The sequence below is a fragment of the Nocardia callitridis genome (genome assembly GCF_039543305.1).
GTDB classification, from domain to species: Bacteria; Actinomycetota; Actinomycetes; order Mycobacteriales; family Mycobacteriaceae; genus Nocardia; species Nocardia callitridis.
In genome coordinates this window covers 1592733-1612647 of record NZ_BAABJM010000001.1, presented here as the reverse complement: position 1 = coordinate 1612647, position 19915 = coordinate 1592733, and the positions used below count along the sequence as shown (strand labels likewise).

Below are 19915 nucleotides of genomic sequence, written 5' to 3'. Positions count from 1 at the left end.
GGGACTACCAGCTCACGCACAGAGTTGTTCGGTACGTTGGGCGGCTGGTTCAGCCTTCCGGAGGAGTGTTTTACAGGTGGAACGGGCAGTACGCGTCGATCTCGTCGAACAGGACGGGTCGGCGACGGTAGGCGGCGCGGAGCGAGAATCCAGCCCTATCGGGGTGCTCCAGCGGCGCCTGCGCACCGCGCGTTCCACGCTCAGCGCGAAGTTCGACCGCACCGATCTGCTGGTCTCCACCGGGTTCGGCCTGCTCGCCGTCGCGGTGCTTTCCGGGTTGTGGCGCAACACACACAGCGGGTATCTGATCAAGAGCGGTCAGGACCAGGCCATGTGGGAGTGGTTTTTCTCCGTCACCGCGCATTCGGTGGCCCACTTACAGAATCCGCTCGGCAGCACGCTGCAAAACTTCCCCGCCGGGGTGAACATGATGGCCAACACCGCCATGTTCGGTGTCGGCGTCCCGTTCACCCCCATCACGCTGCTGTTCGGCCCGACCGTCACCTTCGTGCTCGTGCTCACCCTCGGTCTGGCCACCACCGCCATCGGCTGGTACTGGCTGTTGTCGCGCTACCTGACCAGCAGCCGGTTCGCCGCCACCATCGGTGGGCTCCTCTGCGGCTTCGCCCCCGCCATGATCTCGCATGCCAACGCGCACCCGAATTTCGTGATGCTGCCGCTACTTCCGATCATCGCCGGTCAGCTGATCAGGATGGCGCGGCGGGCGTCGGTCGGTTCGGGCGACCGAGGACGCGGGCTCGTGCTGAACGCGGTCGCCCTCGGACTGCTGGTGGCGTTGCAGATCGCGTTCGGTGAGGAACCGCTGCTGATCTTCGCGTTGGCGTTCGGCGTCTTCGGCGCCGCCTATTACCTGCGCGAACCCAAGTTGGCGCTGCGCGTGCTGCGCGGCATCGCACCCACCCTCGCCGTCGCGGCCACGATCACCCTGCTGCTCACCGCGATTCCGCTGTGGTGGCAGTTCTTCGGACCGCAGAGCTACCGCGAGATCGACCACGGGCCGATGGGCAACGACATCAAGTCGATCGCGCAATTCCCGTCCGAATCACTGGGCGGGGTATTCGCGCCGGGCGAAAACGTCGCGATCAACGACACCGAGCAGAACGCGTACTTCGGGTGGCCACTGCTGCTTCTGCTCGTGGTGACGCTGAAACTGCTGTGGCGCGAACGCGTAGTGCGCGCCACTACCGCGGTCATCGTGGTGTTCACCGTGCTGTCGTTCGGCCCGGTAGCCAAATTCGGCCACGGCGAGACGGTGATCGGTCTGCCGTGGAGCTGGGCCGAACACGTGCCGCTACTCAACACCGTGTTGGAGACCAGGCTCACCATGGCCGTGGTGCCCGCGATCGCGGTGGTACTGGCCATGGCCACCGAACGCGCGGTAGCGGCCTGGCAACGGACCGCCGACGATTGGCGCCCGCTGGCCTGGTTCGCGGCACTGTTGTGCGCGCTGCTGCCACTGACACCGACGGTTCTTCCGGTCACCGAGCGCGCCGCCACCCCGGAGTTCTTCTCCGGCGGCGCGGTGCATCGCTACGTCACCGACGGTTCGGTGGTGATGGTGCCGCCCGCCCGCGCCCCCGATGCCAAGGCGCTGCACTGGCAGATCGACGCGGGCTTCGGATTCCCGCTCTCCGGCGGCTATTTCGTCGGCCCCGCGGGACCACCCGATCAAGAAGGCACCCAGCAGAAGGGGATCTACGGCCCGCAGAACCGGGTGACCACGTCCCTGTTGGTCGACGCCCAGGAATCCGGCCTCGTCCCGCGCATCGACGCCAACACGCGCGAACAGGTTGTGACCGACCTTCGGTTCTGGCAGGCAGACGTGCTCGTCCTGCCCGCGACCAAGAACGGCGACACCCTGCGCACAACGGTGACCGAGCTACTGGGGTTCGTGCCGACCCGCGTCGACGACGTGTGGTTGTGGGATGTGCACACGTTGCGGTAAGTGCCGGGCCGTGCGGCCGACCGAAGACGGTGGCTAGCATCAACGTCCGTGCGACCGGACCGAGCTACTCGAGCGTTCACCCGTAATCGCCTGATCGCCCTCGTCTGTGGGCTGATCGGGTTCTTGCTCGCCCTCCTGACACCATTGCTGCCGGTGCGTGAGGACAGGGCGACGCTCGATTGGCCGCAGGCGGGGGCCACCAGTGTCGAGGCTCCCCTGGTGTCCTATCTGCCGTTGCGGCTGGATACGACGTTGCCGTGCGCGCTGATTCGCGGCGCCGAGACCGCGCCCGTCTCCGGCGACACCGCGGCGCACCACGTGCTGTCCACAGTGCCCACCGCCTCGGGTGCGGCGGCGAGCAAGGGCCTGGTTGTGTCCGTCACCGAGGGCACGCTGTCGGTGGTGCTGCGCGATGTGCCACTGCTTTCGGCGCCGCTGGCGGAAATCGGCGGTTGTAGCGAAGTCACCGTCTCCTCCACCGCCGCCGTGACGACCGCCGAGATCCAGGGCGCGACCCGGCAGGACGGCACGCCGTTTCGTGCCGAGGTCACCCGCGACATCCGACCCCAAATGGTCGGTGTGTTCACCGATCTCGACGCGGGACAACTCGAGGGTGCCCGGTTGCACGCCGACCTCGACTCGCGTTTCTCCTCGTCGCCTTCGGTGTTGAAGCTGGCCGCCATCATCGCCGCGGCGGTGTTCACGATCCTCGCGTTGATCGCGCTGCACCTGCTCGACAACAGCGACGGCAGGCGGCCGCGTCGGTTCCTGCCCGCGCACTGGTGGCGCTTCGGTGCCGCCGACGGCGTCGTGCTCGGCACGCTCGTGCTGTGGCATGTCATCGGCGCCAACACCTCCGACGACGGCTACATCCTGAACATGGCACGAGTCTCGGAGCACTCCGGCTACATGGCGAACTATTACCGCTGGTTCGGGGTGCCCGAGGCGCCGTTCGGTTGGTCCTATGAGGTGCTGGCCTGGATGACCAAGATCAGCGACGCCAGCCTGTGGATGCGGTTGCCCGCGTTGATCGCCGGGATCGTGTGCTGGCTGGTGATCAGCCGAGAGGTGTTGCCGCGCCTCGGCGCCCGCGTGCGTCGGCACAAGGTGGCGTTGTGGACCGCCGGCCTGGTCTTCCTCGCCTTCTGGCTGCCCTACGACAATGGTCTGCGTCCCGAACCGTTGATCGCCGCGGGTGCGCTGCTCACCTGGTGTTCGATCGAGCGCGCCATCGCGACCGGTCGGCTGTTGCCCGCGGCGGTGGCGGTATTGATCGCGGCGTTCTCCTTGGCGGCCGGGCCGACCGGATTGATCTGTATCGCGGCGTTGATCGCCGGATCACGGCCGGTGTTGCAGATCATCATTCGTCGCGCTCGCGATGTCACCGGCGCACCAGCGCAGGCGGGTGCGCGACGAAGTTCGTTCACGAAGGGCCTTTTCCGTTACGCCGCGCTGCTCGCACCCGGCGCCGCGGCCGGAACCCTGGTGCTGGTGGTGGTTTTCGCCGACCAGACCCTGGCGACCGTGCTGGAAGCGACACGCGTGCGCACCCTCGTCGGACCCAATGTGGCGTGGTTCGACGAGCGCACCCGCTGGGATTCGCTGATGATGCTCGCCCCCGACGGGTCGTTGAGTCGACGCTTCGGCGTGCTGGTGATGCTGCTGTGCCTGCTTGTCTGCGTTTTGCAGGTGCTGCGCAAGGGTCGTATTCCCGGCACCTCGCGTGGTCCCTCGGTGCGCATTCTCGGCATCGTGTTCGCCTCGCTGCTGTTGATGATGTTCACCCCCACCAAGTGGACCCACCACTTCGGTGTGTACGCGGGTCTGGCCGGATCGCTGGCCGCGCTCGCGGCGGTGGCCGTCGGCACCGAGGGCATTCGGTCACCACGCAATCGCGCGTTGTTCGGTGCCGCGGTACTTTTCCTGCTCGCGATCACCTTCACCGGCTCCAATGGCTGGTGGTATGTGTCCAGCTTCGGTATTCCGTGGTGGGACAAGGCACCGGTGCTCGCGGGGAAGGGGCTTTCCACCGCATTCCTCGGGCTCAGCGGGCTGGCGTTGATCGCCGCCGTCTGGCTGCATTTCCGAGAACCGTATCGAGGGACGAAACCCGTGGCGCCCAAGCGGTTCGACCGTTGGGCATCGGCGCCGCTCACCATCGCCGCCGCCGCGCTGGTTCTCTTCGAGGTGGCCTCGCTGGCCAAGGGCGCGGTCACCCAGTACCCCGCCTACTCGATCACCAAGTCGAATCTCGAATCGCTCACCGGTAATACCTGCGGGCTGGCCAATGACGTGCTGGTGGAATCGAATACCGCCGACTCGCTGCTCACCCCGTACTCCGGCGATCCGGCCAACGCACTGCAGGCACCGGATGAGCAGGACGCCACACCGTCCAAGGGCTTCACCCCCGACGGTGTGGCCAAGGATCTGACCGCCGACGCCGAGGAGACCACCGCGGGCGGCGCCAATTCCATCGAGTCCGACAACGAGAACAAGACCACCAACACCACCGGCGCCGGAACCGGTGGCGGCACCACCGAGCAGACCGGAATCAACGGCAGCACCGTGAAATTGCCGTTCGGCCTCGATCCGGCCAAGACGCCGGTACTCGGCAGCTACCGCTCCGGCGAACAACAGCAGGCGGCGCTCACCTCGCAGTGGTACCAACTCGACCTGAACGCGGTGCGCGACGATCCGGCCTACCAGGCGCTCGTGATCACCGCGGCGGGCAGGATCCAGTCGGTCGACGCGGATGGTGTTGTGCACTACGGCCAGGAATTGCACCTGGAATACGGTGTGCGCGAACAGGATGGTGCGATGCGCGCGCTGGGCTCGGTGGACCCGATCGATATCGGACCCGCGCCCTCGTGGCGCAACCTGCGGGTGCCCCTCGACCAGTTGCCCGACGGTGTGAACGCGGTGCGTCTGGTCGCCGTCGACAACGACATCACGCAGAAGCAGTGGTTGGCGGTGACGCCGCCGCGGCTGCCCGAGTTGGCCACCTTGGATTCGGTGGTGGGCCGCCAGGATCCGGTGCTGTTGGATTGGCACGTGGGGTTGGCGTTCCCGTGCCAGCGGCCGTTCGACCATCACGACGGTGTCGCCGAGGTACCGCGCTGGCGGATTCTGCCCGACCGTAACGGCTCCGACGCGTCGAACGCGTGGCAAGACGAAGTCGGCGGCGGCCCACTCGGCTGGACCGGTCTACTGATGGAGTCCGAGACCGTCCCGACGTACCTCGACCACGATCTGAGTCGCGATTGGGGTTCGCTCGAACGGTTCACCCCCTATGAATCGAATGCCCGTCCCGCGACGCTCGAGGCAACCGTGCAGTCGCGCTCCGGCATGGCGAAGGACGATCCGATTCGGGCGAAGTAGACAGAATCGACAACCGGACAGCCGCGAGCGCAGAACCGGCTGTCCGGTATGAAAACTGCTTCCACCAGTGATGATTCGAATCCGAGACGCACAACGAATGGATCAGTACCCTGGATCGCATGACGTCTTTCGAGGATATGGCTCTTCGCGATCTCGTCGGTCTACTCACCGAGGAGGAGCAGCGCGAGCTGCGCCCCGCGGTACTACGCGTGCTCGGCCGACTCCCCGCCCAAGAGGTACTCCGCCGCGAACTCGGCCAGCGCATGATAGCCAAGGTGTGACGGCGATCCTGATCTGAAGACGACAAGGGGGGGTGGTCGCGCAGCCGCATCCGGCGATTGTCGACACGCAAATCCGGGCCGTCCGGCAGAGCTGAGCGCACTGCCACGACGGCCCTACTTTTTGGCCACCATGTGGCCGAGATCGAGCGGGACGGGTCTCGTATCAGGGGCGGACCGTGAGGCAGCAGAGATACGGACCCAGGCGAGGCGAATAGCATCCGGCAGTGGGTCAGGACGACGGCGGTGAAACTCGCGGGTTTCCTCGCACCGACCTCGATCGCCACCCGCTCATCCACATCAAGTTCGCCGACGAACAGATTCCGAACCGGTCGGGTGGCGGACGCGAACAAGACAGGGGTCAGGTGTTGTCGGCGCTGGTCGATCCAGGCATCGCCAACACCGCGTCGCCGAAACGCCGGTCAGCGCGAACAACGGCGCATCGTTCATCATCGATAGGTAGGAACTCCACCGGCTCAGCACCGGTACGCAATAGGAGCGCTACGGCACAGAGACCAATGGGGATCGAGCCAGGGAAAAACGCCCACACCATCGGCCGGATCGCGGCATGAACGTCGAGACCGATCCTGCCTGCGATGAGTAAGGCGATCAAGGTGAACAAATTCAGGACCATCGCCACCCCCAGGGCCGCGGCAGTTTGCCGTAAGCGGCGGCTCGACCCACCACACCGATCACACACCGGCCACGAACCAACGAGAATCGTCGACATCGGCGAGAGCTGACGCGTAGGCCAGTTCTCCACGATCATGCGCGGAAACCGGGGGTGCTGCTTCGTATCGTAAAAACACATCCTGATCGGCTTGCGCGACACTGCATGACGCCCGTGCCGACTGCAAACATCCGGAAGATCCTGCGCGATCTCCAATTCCAGCGGCGCGACGCTGCGCGAAGCGCGGTCCTGGTACAGCAACTTGGTGTGTGCCAATGGTTCTCGACAGCGCCTCAGTCGAACCGGCACGTTGTACCCGCCCGAACGTCCGTCACGCCCCGGATCACTGTCGGCCATCTCCCCCCACCTACTCATTCCAACCAGCCCTTTTGCCGCCGGTCTCGGTAGTACAAGTCGTCCTCATCGAGTTCCTCAGAGGTGACGATCCGCTCGCGGTTCGGCTTCCGTGTCCCAGGAATCACTCCATAATCCGCGCGGTCAGCGGGTATGGGCGGAGGAGCGGCGTGGGTTGTGGCAGGGGCCGGGTACGAACTGGATGGAGCCGCTTCCGTTCCGTCAGCCAAGGGAGGCGAGACACTGGAAACCTCGTTGCGGTATGTGTCGAGCACCTGCTCTCCAGCCTGGGCAAGCCGTTGCATCTCCTCCCGCGATTTCGGCGTCTGCGCTGCGAGCTTGGACATCGCCGCCTCACTGAGTCGCGTAAACGACTCGCTGCCAGCCAAATCGCGTAGGCTGCCCTGGCCGTTCATGATCTCGCGTAGCTGCTTCTGCAAGTTCTTATCGATCCCCGGACTGTCGACAAGAACCTTCAACGCCTTCGAGAGGTGGCGTGAGATACCCGTATCGTGGCTAACCAAGTCGAGAATGGGCTCATCGTCGTGTTTCGCCATCAGACCACGCCGGGGTGATCGTAGGACGAGGTGGGAAGCGCGGGAATCTGCGACGCTTCCATCGCCGCATTGATCCCCCCAGACATCATGCCTACCAAGGCTTCGGAAGCATTCACCATGTGGCCGAGGTTGCCGAGGATCTTCACGACTCTGGTCGCCATGTAGACGGCCAGTGCAGCCGCCACCGCCTCGAGTGCTGCCGTCACGCCAGCTCCGATGACAGTCGAAGCCGATGCGACCGCCGCCGCCTGAGTAACCGCCCATTCGATGGCGAGATCACCGAGGGTCTGTACCAAGTCGGCGATCCCATTAGCCATGCCATAGGAAGCGAGAGCATACGCTGAGATTTCGTCCGCAACCTGTCCCAGAGCGTCAGCTTGGCCGTCGAGAGCTGTTGTCAGCGACGAGAAGTACGCTCGTGAGCTTTCTGCCGCGTTACCCTGCCACGATTTCTCGACATTACTCATCGCGCCATCGATCGACCCGTGATAGCTCCGGTTGTACTCAGCGAGCTTGCGGATCGCGTCCGCCGACTTCTGCAGCCCGACCCAATCCCCAGAAAGATTGTTGGTGATCGTGGACAGGCAATTGAAACCACCACCATCTACGAATGGGCTGGTCGCCATCGCAATGACGTTGTTGAGATGGTATGTCAAGCTTGTGCCGTTTCCGCTGATGACTAGCTCGACGTAGTCATGGACCGGGTCCAAAGACTCTGGCTCAGACAACTTCTCGACGGGATACGAGGTTGCGGTCATTCCCCCAGCTTTCCGTAATATACGTCCATATTCTTCGCGCTCGTCGAATCGGTAGTCCGGTACATGCGCGCGGCGTTGGTGAGTTCGCTGGATGAGTTGTCCGTTACAGTGCCCAACCGCTCGTAGTTGGACTTCAGCTGCTCGCATGACTCCTGCAACTGATCAAGAACTGGCGTCAAGACGAGCCCGCCACTGTTCTGGACTTCAAGCCATTTCTGGGCGAATGTGACAGCCTGGCTGTTGTCTTCGGCGATCTTCCACAGCTGACGCGCCGCAGAGTCGACGTCGTCTGGGTTGACTTGGAACTCTGCTGCCATCCGTACACCTAACTGTCCTGTAATCCTCTAACGTGCGAGCGGGTCCACCGACCCACTCCGACAAAGTATCTGACGGAACCCAAGGCTTAACGGTTCCATTCAGCTCTGGGCATCTGAGGTCTCTGCCGTCTGGTATCAGGGGCGGATCGTGAGGCAGAACGGATGGCCCGAGGGGTCGAGGAGCACCCGCCAACGCTGCGGTGCTGGCTGAAAATCAGGCTTCACCGCACCGATCTCGATCGCCGCCCGCTCAGCGGCATCGAGATCGTCGACAAACAGATCCAGGTGCATCTGCTTGGGTACCTCATTTCCCGGCCAATCCGGCACTCGATGCTCTTCCACCCGCTCGACGGTCAGCAGTACCCCGCCCCCTCTGAGCACCACCAATTCGTCGGATTCGTGCACCACCTCGAAATTCAGTAGCGCGCAGTAGAAGCGCCCGAGCTGACGCGTGTCGGCACTATCGAGCGACACAGCACCGAACGTCGCAATCGCACCCACAGATCCCCCGATCTCCTGGCCCGGCACCACGCCGAATCCGCTAACTCCACGTCTACCACTTCAGCAATCTCATCTTGCCGGATTCAGAAGACCTGCGGAGCATCAGCCTTGGTTCTCGCGCTGCGCCGTACGACGCCCCCTCGGTGGGGTCGGCCCCGGCGAATGCCGTCAGGGCAGACGACATTCGCGCTCGCAGAAGCCCTCGGTGCCGAGGAACGCCTACTACCCGGCGCTCGGCACCACCCGCAGCTGCCCCGGAGTCCAGAAACCGGAGCGGTTGGTGGTTCCGGTGTCGATCTTGGCGGGGGTGGCGTCGGGGTAGTACTGGTCGTAGCGCTCCAGGGAGCCCCAGTCGCGGGCCCAGTCGTTCTTCATGTAGGTGGGGATGGTGGTCGACTTTGCGAGCATTTGGGAGAAGCCGAGGGGGCCACCGTTTTCCTCCGCCTGCCAGGTGTCGGTGGAGCTGACGGCCAACGGGCGGTCGGGCAGGATGCGGTATTCCGGAACCTCGGCCACGCCGTTCTTGTGGTCGAACGGGCGCTGGCAAGGGAATTGGAGGCCGACGGCCCAGTCCAGCAGGATCGGGCGCTCGGAACCGAGGACGGTGTTGAGCGACTGCACGCTCGGCATGCGCGGCGGGGTGAAGGCCAACCACTGGTCGCCGATCAGGATCGGGTCGTTGGCGACGATGCGCACGGTGTCGGCGTCGGGGGAAATCTCGTCCAACGGGATGCGCAGGTTGCGCCAGGACGGGAACGGGCCGATATCGCGCGGCAGGTAGGTGCCCAGCTTCTGCACGCTGCCGTCGGGTTGACGCTTGCCGTAATCCACGGTGAGCGACTGGCCGTACTTCATCGCACCGGTCTCGTCGAACGACAGGATGCGACCGGCGGCGGTGATCACCACCAGCGGCTTGTCGGCCGACCTCGGCGCCAACTCATACCAACTGGAGGTGAGGTGCGCGGGCTCCTGAATGCCGTTCTGGTAGCTGCCGAGTACCGGCGTGGTCGCCGGGTCGAGTCCGTACGGCAATGCCACGGTGCTGCCGTTGACGCCGAGCGCACCCTGACCGCCTCCGGTACCCGCGGCCTGGCCATCGGCGAAGGCCGCGCCCACCGACTGGGTGGAAGTGTTGCCGGTACCGGGCTTCACCTCGACGGTGTCCGCGGACAGGTCGTTCGGCACACCGTTGGCGTCGAAACCGGCGGGATCGACGCCGGCCAGCGGGTCGTTCGGGTCGCTCGGTGGATTCGCCGGATCGATGATCGGCGCCAACTTGCCGCCGTTCGGATCCGATTCCACCAGAATGTCATTGGCCATTCCGCAGCTGCTTCCGCCGACGGCATCGAAGTTCGACCGCGCCAACGAATAGGCGGGATACTGCGATACCGCACCCTTGACCAGCGAAAACACCTCGATCGCGACCATAAGCGCCGCGACAACGGTCAGCGGGATCGCGGCGAACTTGCGAATCCGCCTGCCACGCGCCGTCTTCGACGAACTCGGCGGTTTCGCATAACCCTCACGCAGCAGATGCCAGGCGACCAGCACCAACGACGCCGCGAACAACACCAGCAGCACCGTGTTCGATTGGACGCCGTGCAGCGAGATCCGCTTGTCGAACCACGGCACCCCGAACGCCGACACGTACCAGTAACCGTTGATGCCGGAGAAGGAGATGGCCAGCACGAACAGCAATCCGGCGAGGAAGATCGCGCGGTTCTTGCGCGCACGCAACGCACTCGCCGACACCGCGACGGCAGTGGCCGCCGCCAACGCACCCGCGATGCCCGCGTACACACCGAAGTGGTGGGTCCACTTGGTGGGGTTGAACATCATGAAGAAGATGGTGCCGATGATGACACCCATCAGTCGCCAGGTCGGCCCGCTGGAGAGGCCGGGAATCCGCCTGCGCCGCAACAGCACCAGCATGGTGGTGAACAGGCACAGCAGCATCACCAGGAACGCGAACCGGCGCGGCAACGAACCGTCGACGGTCTCCACGAACAGGTAGTAGTAGCGCAGGTAGTCCTCGTACCAGGCCAGGTTGGGGCCGGTGAGCTGACGCACCCGGTTGGCTTCCTGGATGGCGGCGAAGGTCTGGTCGCTGTAAACAACGGTCAACACGAGCACACCGGCCGCCGCGATCGGTGCGAGCAAGGCGACGGTGCCGAATTCTCGATGCCTGCGCACGACGATCCGCACCAGTGGCCGAATTCCGGCCAGCAGCGCGGCGACACACATCAGCCCGGTCGGTGCGGCCGCGAGGGTGAACGCGGCGACGATCACCGCGACTCCAGCGGGGAGCAGTCGTCCTGTCGCGATGGCTCGTTCGATCGATACCCAGGTGAGCAGGGCGCCGAGCGCGACGATGGGCTCCGAACGCAGGCCGTTGTCGTAGGGCAGCCAGAAGGCCAGGAACACCAGTCCGCCGGTCCACAGCGCCACCTTGTTGGTGCGAACGCCGCGGCCGAGCCGGGGAACGACCTCGCGGCTGATCACCATCCAGCACAGGATCGCGCACAGCAGCGCGGGAATACGCACCCACGCACTGGCGGTGGAGACCTCGGTGAACAGCTGGATGACGTAGTAGTACCAACCGAACGGCGCCTCGGGAACGCCGTACCAGCGGAAGTAGTTGGCCATGTATCCCGCGTGCGGTGCCACCCGCATCATGTTCAGGATGTAGCCGTCGTCGGAGGTGTTGGCGCCGACGAAATGCCAGACGGCCAGCGTGCCGATCACCGCGCCGTCGGCCCAGGTCGGCTTCAACCAGTTGGCGGGCAGGAACCTGCGGTGGCCGCGGCCATCGGAGCCGTCGAGCCTGGCCAGCGCGCCGAGCGCGATCAGGGTGCACACGACGGCGGCGATCATCGCGACGAGCTTGATCAGCGTGGGACTGGAGGAGAAGCGCGAGTCCACCGTCATGTGGAACGAAAGTCCCTCGGGTGCCGCGCCTTTCAGGTCGGAGAAGACCCCGACCACCTGGGGACGCAGGTCGCCGACGAGCTGACCCTCCACCAGATCGCTGACACCCGGTTCGGCGCCGGGCTGCTGCTGTTGGACGAGGCCGGTGAACACCGCGTGCGTGCGGTCGATATCGGAGGTGATGTCGAGGCTGGAGCATTCGCTCATCCGCGCGCGATCGGTGGAAACCACCACGGCGTTGCGGTCGATCACATCCACCGAGGTATCCGACACCCGCACGAACAGTGCCTCCAGCGAGGCACGGTCGCCCTGCGGCGGCGCGGTCGCCAGCAGCATCCCGCCCTCGGCGGGCAGTTGCGCCAGCGCATTACACGGGATGCTCGCCGAAAGCTCGATCGGCACCTGCGACATCAGCGGCGCCTGGACGTTGCCGACCGCGCCGTCCTGCGGCCAATTCAGTTCCGCGGTGGTCTGCTTGACGGGTAGGAACGGCGACGCGACCGCGAACAGCACACCGAGTATCCCGGCGAGCACCGCGACGATTCGTGCGACGCGGAAGTCCTTCGGGGTAACCGCCGGGTCAGCGGGCGGTTTCGTCAACACAGCGGTAGCAACGTCGGGCACGGTTGGCAATGTTAACCGGCCGCATGTCGGGCCGTTGGTCGCGCCGGGCGAGTCCCGCGTCGAGCGGTGTGTTTCTACCCTCGAACCACCCCTGTGCGTGCGGGCCGAGAAGGCCACTCATGAAAAGGTGTAGGGATGACCAAAGTGAATCTCGAGACGAACTACGGGCAGATCGTCCTGGAACTGGATGATCAGAACGCGCCGAACACGGCGAAGAACTTCGCGGAGTACGTGCGGTCCGGCCACTACAACGGCACCGTGTTCCACCGCGTGATCCCCGGCTTCATGGTTCAGGGTGGCGGGTTCGAGCCGGGCCTCCAGCAGAAGCCGACCAACGCTCCGATCCAGAACGAAGCGAACAACGGACTGAAGAACAACAAGTACACCGTGGCGATGGCGCGCACCGGTGACCCGCACTCGGCGAGCGCGCAGTTCTTCATCAATATCGCCGACAACGACTTCCTCAACCACACCGCCCAGACCCAGTCGGGTTGGGGTTACGCCGTTTTCGGCGCCGTGACCGAGGGCAGCGACGTGGTCGACAAGATCGCCGCCGTGCGCACCGGATCCAAGGGCGGACACCAGGACGTTCCGGTCGAAGACGTGGTACTCACCTCCGCGACCATCGTCTGACCAGCAGTACCGATACACCGAATCGGGCCGCACCCCAAGGGGTCGCGGCCCGATTCGCGTTTCGCTCTTTACAGCGGAAGCAGGTGGTGCTTGCGCGGACTGCGCGCCAACTTCTTGTCCCGCAGCAGGTGCAGCGCGCGACGTAGTTCCAGCCGCGTCGTCGCCGGTTCGATCACGGCGTCGACGTAACCCCGTTCGGCGGCCACCCACGGTGTCGCGACGGTGGCGTTGTAGAAGTCGACCATCTGCTGGCGCACGGCACCACGCTGATCAACCGGTGCCGCCTCGATCTGCTTGCCGCCGATCAAACTCACGGCGCTCTCCGCGCCCATCACGGCGATCCGCGCGGTCGGCCACGCCAGGTTCACGTCGGCGCCGAGCTGCTTGGACCCCATCACGGCGTAACCGCCGCCGTAGGACTTGCGGATCACCACGGTCACCTTCGGCACGGTCGCTTCCACGAAGGAGAACAGGAACCGACCACCGCGCTTGATGACGCCGATCTTCTCCTGTTCGACTCCGGGAAGGAAGCCGGGTGTATCGACGACGAACACCAGGGGTAGCTCGAAGGCGTCACACATGCGCACGAAGTGCGCGGCCTTGTCCGAGGCGCGCGCGTCCAGCGCGCCAGCGTTGACCATGGGCTGATTGGCGACCACCCCCACGCTGCGTCCGTCGACGCGCGCGAAACCGGTGATGATATTGCGCCCGGCGGTGGCGCCGACCTCGTGGAAACCACCGTCGTCGAAGATGCGCAACAGGATGTCGTGCATGTCGTATCCGGCGTTGTCGGAGTCGGGGACAAGGGAATTCAGTTCCCGATCGCTGTCGGTGATCTCCGGTTCGAGGCCGGGGTTGATCACCGGCGCCTGCTCCTGGCAGCTCGTCGGCAGGAAGCTCAGGTAATCGCGCACCCAGGCGAAGGCGTCGCGCTCGCTCTCGGCGACGTGGTGGATATTGCCGTATTCGGCCTGACTGTGCGCGCCACCGAGCTCTTCGAGGCTCACGTCCTCGCCGGTGACCTCCCGAATCACCTTGGGGCCGGTGACGAACATGTACGCCTCTTCGGTCGCCACCACCACGTCGGTGTTGATCGGCGCGTACACCGCGCCGCCGGCGCACTTGCCGAGGATCAGCGAGATCTGCGGCACCATGCCCGAGAGTGGTTCGATGCGCTGACCGAGTTCGGCGTACCAGGCCAGCGAGGTCACCGCCTCTTGCACGCGCGCGCCGCCGGAGTCGTTGATGCCGACCACCGGGCAGCCGACCTTCGCGGCGTAGTCGAGCACACCGGCGACCTTGCGGCCGAACATCTCCCCCACCGAACCGCCGTACACGGTTTGGTCGTGGGAGAACACCGCCACGGGCCTACCGTCGACCAGGCCGTGCCCGGTCACGACGCCGTCGCCGTATAGCGCGTCGGGGCTACCCGGTTTACGCACCAGCGCACCGGTTTCCACAAACGTGCCGGGATCGAGCAGCATGTTGATCCGATCGCGGGCGCTGGGAATTCCCTTCTTCGCCCGTTTGGCTACCGCTGCCTCCCCCGCCGGCTCCTGCGCCAACTCCAGTCGCTTGCGCAGGTCGGCGAGTTTCTCGGCAGTAGTGCTCACTTGGCCCCTTTCGCTGCTGCATCGATCGCGGCGAGCTTCGCGGTGAGATCGGCGCCGATCTTTCCGATCCGAGGTTCGTCGATGATCTGCAGGTGGTCGCCCGGAATATGCATGATCTCCAGGTTCGACAAGTATTCATCCCACCCACCATTGGGCAGACGATCAGCGTAGCGCGGCTCCAGTTCGATCATTCCGTCGTGGTAGCGATCGGCCAGATACAGCGTCACATCACCGTCGTAGGGGCTTGGCTGTACCTGTTGCAGCGCACGGCCTTCGATCCACGACGTGCGCTGGTGCTCGAGTACGCCACCTGGAATCTTCGTGCCACTGATCTTGATCAGATCCGAGACGATCCTGAACTGATCCTCGTCGGAGGAATCGGCCAATTCCGCCAATTGTTCGGGCGCGAGTTCGCCATCGACGCCGTAGGTCTTCTGTGCGAAAGCCTGGAACCGCTGAATGCGACTCATCCGCCCTTCGCGACTGTTGTCCTCGTCCTCGGCGGGCATGGCCAAGTCGATCAGGCCGACCAGGCGCACGTCCGCGCCCTCTGCCCGCAGCAACTGGGCCACCTGCAAAGCGAGAACCGCGCCCAATGACCAGCCGTACAGGATGAACGGACCCTCGCCCTGAATCCTGCGCAGCTCGGGAAGGTACTGCCGCGCACGCTCCTCGATCGAGCCGTCGACTCGCTCGAAGCCGTACATCGGCGCGTCCTGCGGCAAACGCTTCAGCAACGGCTCATAGACCAGCGTGTTTCCGCCCGACGGGTGGAACACGAAGATCGGCACCGCATTCGACCCGTCGGGCCGCGCGCGCAAAGGCCGGACGAACCCGTCCACGTCCGCACCACTGTTCTGCAGGGTGCGCACGATGTCCGACAGCTGTTCGATGCTCTCGCAGTCGAGCACATCGTCCACGGTGACCTCGGCCTTGACCCGTTCGGTCAGGCGCTCGGCCAGTTTCTCGGCGGTGTCCTCGTCGAGGATCGGCAGGGTGTTGAAGATGCCGCCCGCCGACTTTCCGGTGACCACGGCCCAGGTGGCGAAGGTCAAGCGTTCGGCGGCGTCACGTGGCGGTACGTCGTCCTCGGGTTCCTTCGTCGTCTGCTGGCCGCCACCGAAACCGGCGGGCGCCGCGGCGGGCTTCGGCGCCGCCGCCCTGGGTGCTGGCTTCTCGGCGACCTTCGGCTCGGCTGCGGGAGCCGAGACCGCTTCGGCGGCAACCTCGTCCGACTTGTCCGGCACGGGCGCACCCGCTTCGCCGAGTGCCGCGGCCGGGTCCTCGCCCGCGGCCAACGCCGCACGCGCGGCGGTCACGAAGTCACCGTCGACGGCGATTTCCTCACCGGCGGCTTGCCTTTCGGCGATTTCGCGCACCTCTTCACGGTGCTCGATGGCGTAGCGCAGCACCTTGGCGACCTCGTTGAGGTTCGCGTCGCGCACCGCCTGCACCTGCAACTGCGGGATGTCGAACTCGTACTCGACGCGGTTCTTGATGCGCACGGCCATCAGCGAGTCGAGGCCGAGTTCCATCAGCGGGATTTCCATCGGCAGGTCTTCGACCGCGTAACCCATGGACTCGGCGACGATCAGTCCGAGCCGGTCTTCCAGTGTCTGGGTACCGTTCGGATCCCAACGGTCGCCGAAGGTTTCGACCACTTCGAGATCAGCGGCGGCTTCCTGATCCGCCGCAGCGGCCGGAGCAGCTTCCGCGACGACGGGTTCCGGCAGGGGTGCACCCGAGGTGACCACCGCGTCGAACAGCAGCCGGAATCCGGTGCCCTCCTTGGCGTGCACCTGCACCGAGGCACCGCCGGGATGTGGGGTGAGCGTGGTGGTGAGCGTGCCAGCGGCGGGAACGACGGCGTGCGCGATCGACGCGCCCGGCGACACATCGCTGAGCACCTGGGTCGCCGCGGCCCGTACCAGCGCGGCGAGATCGGTGACCGACGAGGCCGACACCTCCCACGCGTGCCTGCCGTCCGGCAGCGCCACATGGGTGCCAGGCACCCGACCGGTGCCAGCGCCGGAAGCCACGCTGACCTTCGGCCAGAACTCCTTGCGCAGGAACGTGGTTCGCGGAATATCCGCGTACTCACCTGGCCCCGACAGCGAGGGCAGGTCGACGGCGTGCCCGTGCACGTAGAGCTGCGCCAGCGCGGAAACCACACCGGCCGACTCGTCTTCCTTGCGCTTGAGCGTCGGAATGAGCTGCGCGTCGTGCACGCCCGCCGCGAACGTGGTGCCGAGCACCTGCATCAGCGCGACGGAGTTCGGCGCCAACTCGAGGAAGGTGGTGTGGCCGGCGTTCACCGCGAGCCGCACCGCATTCGTGAAGTACACACTGTGGCGCATGTTCTTCACCCAGTAGGCCTCGTCGTGGATCGGCTCGCTACCCGCACGGAAGAACGCCTCAGCGTGCACGGTGGAGTACAGGCCGGTCTTCAGCGCGGTGGGTTCGATACCGGCGAGTTCCGCGGCCAATTCGCCCAGCAGCGGGTCCATTTGCGAGGTGTGGCCCGCGCCGCGTGTTGGCAGCACGCGCGCGAACTTGCCCGCTTCCTCCACCCGCGCGACGATCGCCGCGACCTGGTCGACCGGCCCGCCGATGACGGTATTGGTCGGCGCCGCGTACACCGCGACCTCGACATCCGGGAACTCGGGCAGCAGCGCGGCCACCTCGTCGGCGCTGTATTCGACCAACGCCATATTGCGCACATCGGACTCGTCGAGCATCTGCTCGCCCTCGCCCATCAGCCGCGAACGCGCGCAGATCACCCGCACGGCGTCTTCCAACGGGAGACCGCCGGACACGTAAGCACCCGCCGCCTCACCCATCGAATGCCCGACTACCGCGGCGGGATTCGCGCCGTGGGCGCGCAATACCGCGGCCAAACCGAGCTGGATGGTGAAGATGCCGACCTGCGAGGTGCCGACGTCGTAGTCCTGGTTGTCGTCGAGAATCATCTCGCGCACCGAATACCCGGCCTCGTCGTTCACCAGCTCATCGACCTCGTCGACGGCCCTGGCGAAGATCGAATTCTCCTGGTAGAGCTGCTTACCCATCTTGCGATGCTGTGCGCCGAACCCGGCGAACACCCACACCGGCGGCATGGCCGCGGGCGCATCCGAGGTGAACACACCCTGGCCGGGCTTGCCCGCCGCGATGGCGCGCAGTCCCGCGACGGCCTCTTCGTGCGTCTTGGCCAGCACCACACCGCGCGAACGCCAGTGGCTGCGCTTGGCCAATGAGCGCGCGACGTCGGCCAGCGGTGCGGTTTTGCCTTCCTCGGACTCCAGCCAGTCGGCGAGTTCGGTGGCGGCGCGACGACGGCGCGAAGGCAGGTAACCCGAGACCGCCAGGATCACGGGCAGTGGTTCGGCACGCGCCGAGGTCCATTCAGGTTCGACGGCGGTCGGCTCGGCGTCGACGGTCACCGGTTCGGCCTGCGCGGCCTCGGTGATCTCGGCCGCCTCGGCGATGACGTCGGTAGCCTGCTCATCCAGATCGACTGCCGCATCCTCGGTTTCGGAGGACGCGACTTCGGTCTTCGGTGCCGTCACCGGTGTCGGCACGTACTCCTGCACCACGATGTGGGCGTTGGTGCCGCCGAATCCGAAGCCGGAGACGCCGATGATCGCGGTACCGCTGTAGCGCGGGAACTCAGTCGGCTGGTCGACGACCTTCAGATGCGCCTGATCGAAAGGGATGTACGGGTTGGGTCCGGCGAAGTTGATGTTCGCCGGTAAGACGTTGTGCTGCAACGCCATAATGATCTTGGCCAAGCTGGCCGCACCCGCACCGGACTCCAAGTGGCCGAAATTCGTCTTCGCCGAACCGAGCAGTGCGGGCTTGTCGGCGTCGCGACCACGGCCGACGACTCGCCCCAACGCGTCCGCCTCGATCGGATCACCGAGCAAGGTCCCGGTGCCGTGGGCCTCGATGTAGTCGACCGTCGACGGGGCGATACCTGCGTCACGGTAGGCGCGGCGCAGAACGTCGGCTTGCGCGTCGGGGTTGGGAGCGAGCAGGCCGTTCGAGCGACCGTCATTGTTGACGGCAGAGCCCTTGACCACGGCGTAGATCTTGTCGCCGTCGCGTTCGGCGTCGGCCAGGCGCTTGAGGACCACGAGACCCGCGCCCTCGGAACGGACGAAACCATCGGCGTCCGACGAGAACGCTTTGAGCCGACCGTCTTTGGCGATTCCGCCATTTCGGTCGAAACCGAGCGATGCCATCGGCGAGAGCAGCACGTTCACGCCGCCTGCCAGCGCCAGATCCGAGTCGCCACTGCGCAGCGACTGCACCGCCTGATGCACAGAGACAAGGGTCGACGAGCAGGCGGTATCGATGGCTACCGACGGACCACGGAAGTCGAAGAAATACGACACCCGGTTGGGGATGATGCTGGAGACGCTGCCCATGATCGCGTACGCCTCAGCCGAGGCCGGCACGTTCGGGTCAGGCTCACCGCCCAGTCCGAGCGCGGCGATCAGTTGGAATTCGTTACTCGACGATCCGATGAAGACGCCGACGGATCCGCCCTTGAGTTCGCTCGCCGGGATCCTGGCATGCTCCAACGCCTCCCAGGTCAGCTCCATCATCAGACGCTGCTGCGGATCGACTCGTTCGACCTCGATGGGCGACATCGCGAAGAATTCCGCGTCGAAACCCTTGATCACACTCTGATCGAGGTACCCGCCCCTGGTGTTCGCCTCATCAACGGCCTGGGCGACTTCAGGGTCACTGGTGAACTCGCTCCACCGGCCTTCCGGCCGTTCCCGAATCGCGTCGCCGCCATTGATCAGGAACTCCCACGTCGACTCCGGCGTATCCCCCGCGCCGGGCAACCGCGTGGACAGACCGACGATCGCGATGTCGTGTGCCTCGTCGGGACTGAAACCCTTGGTGTAGAACGTGTCGTCGGAAGAATCCTCCGGCGCGTCCGGCTCACCATTGATGACCCGCTCCGACAGCGAGGCGATCGTCGGGTGCTGGTAGACGACGGTCGCCGTCAACAGCACACCGGTCATTTCCTCGATGTCACCACCGAGTGCGATGGCGTCACGGGACGCGAGCCCGAACTCCTCCATCGGACGGTCGACGGTGATCTGCTCGACCGGGAGACCGGTCGCGTCGGCCACCCACCGCCGCAACCATTCCCGCAGCTCGGCGACGGTGGTCACCTCGGCATCCGCACCGCCACCGGTGGTTTCGGCAATCGCCGAGGCAGCCTGGTCAGCTTCCCCCGCCGCGGCGGCAGGGGCGGTCGTCTGGACGGGCGAGCCCTCGTTGTCAGCCATCAATTCCTCAAGCTACCTGTCTACGTCTCGGG

Annotated in this window: 12 protein-coding genes; 4 read left to right on the top strand and 8 right to left on the bottom strand. The window is 65.5% G+C overall.

The window, feature by feature from the left end:
- Positions 1 to 76: 76 nt before the first annotated feature.
- From ABEA50_RS06815 to ABEA50_RS06805, 3 genes are all read left to right on the top strand, one after another.
- Positions 77 to 1966, top strand: a complete 1890-nt coding sequence (locus ABEA50_RS06815; protein WP_345494177.1) for a glycosyl transferase — start codon at positions 77 to 79, stop codon at positions 1964 to 1966.
- A gap of 48 nt (positions 1967 to 2014) precedes the next feature.
- Positions 2015 to 5344: an arabinosyltransferase domain-containing protein gene (locus ABEA50_RS06810; RefSeq protein ID WP_345494176.1), complete on the top strand. Its 3330-nt coding sequence runs from the start codon at positions 2015 to 2017 to the stop codon at positions 5342 to 5344.
- Between the two features lie 119 nt (positions 5345 to 5463).
- Complete coding sequence (locus ABEA50_RS06805; RefSeq protein ID WP_345494175.1) at positions 5464 to 5625, top strand: hypothetical protein; 162 nt, start codon at positions 5464 to 5466, stop codon at positions 5623 to 5625.
- A 358-nt stretch (positions 5626 to 5983) separates the two neighbouring features.
- On the opposite strand, the gene ABEA50_RS06800 is transcribed toward ABEA50_RS06805, so the two are convergent.
- From ABEA50_RS06800 to ABEA50_RS06775, 6 genes are all read right to left on the bottom strand, one after another.
- Positions 5984 to 6649, bottom strand: coding sequence for a hypothetical protein (locus ABEA50_RS06800; protein ID WP_345494174.1), 666 nt, complete (start codon positions 6647 to 6649; stop codon positions 5984 to 5986).
- A gap of 14 nt (positions 6650 to 6663) precedes the next feature.
- A complete protein-coding gene (locus ABEA50_RS06795; RefSeq protein WP_345494173.1) occupies positions 6664 to 7203 on the bottom strand; it encodes a hypothetical protein in 540 nt (179 codons plus the stop codon).
- A complete protein-coding gene (locus ABEA50_RS06790) occupies positions 7203 to 7961 on the bottom strand; it encodes a WXG100 family type VII secretion target (RefSeq protein WP_345494172.1) in 759 nt (252 codons plus the stop codon). Before ABEA50_RS06790 ends, ABEA50_RS06795 begins: the two co-directional genes overlap by 1 nt.
- On the bottom strand, positions 7958 to 8278 hold the full coding sequence (locus tag ABEA50_RS06785) for a type VII secretion target (RefSeq protein WP_345494171.1): 321 nt from the start codon (positions 8276 to 8278) through the stop codon (positions 7958 to 7960). Before ABEA50_RS06785 ends, ABEA50_RS06790 begins: the two co-directional genes overlap by 4 nt.
- A 135-nt stretch (positions 8279 to 8413) precedes the next feature.
- The gene (locus ABEA50_RS06780) at positions 8414 to 8752 is read right to left on the bottom strand and encodes a VOC family protein (protein WP_345494170.1); all 339 of its coding nucleotides are present in this window, start codon (positions 8750 to 8752) and stop codon (positions 8414 to 8416) included.
- A 249-nt stretch (positions 8753 to 9001) separates the two neighbouring features.
- On the bottom strand, positions 9002 to 12331 hold the full coding sequence (locus ABEA50_RS06775; RefSeq protein WP_345494169.1) for an arabinosyltransferase domain-containing protein: 3330 nt from the start codon (positions 12329 to 12331) through the stop codon (positions 9002 to 9004).
- A 135-nt stretch (positions 12332 to 12466) separates the two neighbouring features.
- Here ABEA50_RS06775 and ABEA50_RS06770 point away from each other — a divergent pair, with 135 nt between their 5' ends.
- Positions 12467 to 12964: a peptidylprolyl isomerase gene (locus ABEA50_RS06770; protein WP_345494168.1), complete on the top strand. Its 498-nt coding sequence runs from the start codon at positions 12467 to 12469 to the stop codon at positions 12962 to 12964.
- Between the two features lie 68 nt (positions 12965 to 13032).
- On the opposite strand, the gene ABEA50_RS06765 is transcribed toward ABEA50_RS06770, so the two are convergent.
- Positions 13033 to 14577 (bottom strand): acyl-CoA carboxylase subunit beta, encoded by a 1545-nt coding sequence (locus ABEA50_RS06765; RefSeq protein ID WP_345494167.1) that lies wholly within the window; start codon positions 14575 to 14577, stop codon positions 13033 to 13035.
- Positions 14574 to 19883, bottom strand: a complete 5310-nt coding sequence (pks13, locus tag ABEA50_RS06760) for a polyketide synthase Pks13 (RefSeq protein WP_345494166.1) — start codon at positions 19881 to 19883, stop codon at positions 14574 to 14576. Before pks13 ends, ABEA50_RS06765 begins: the two co-directional genes overlap by 4 nt.
- Positions 19884 to 19915 lie beyond the last annotated feature (32 nt).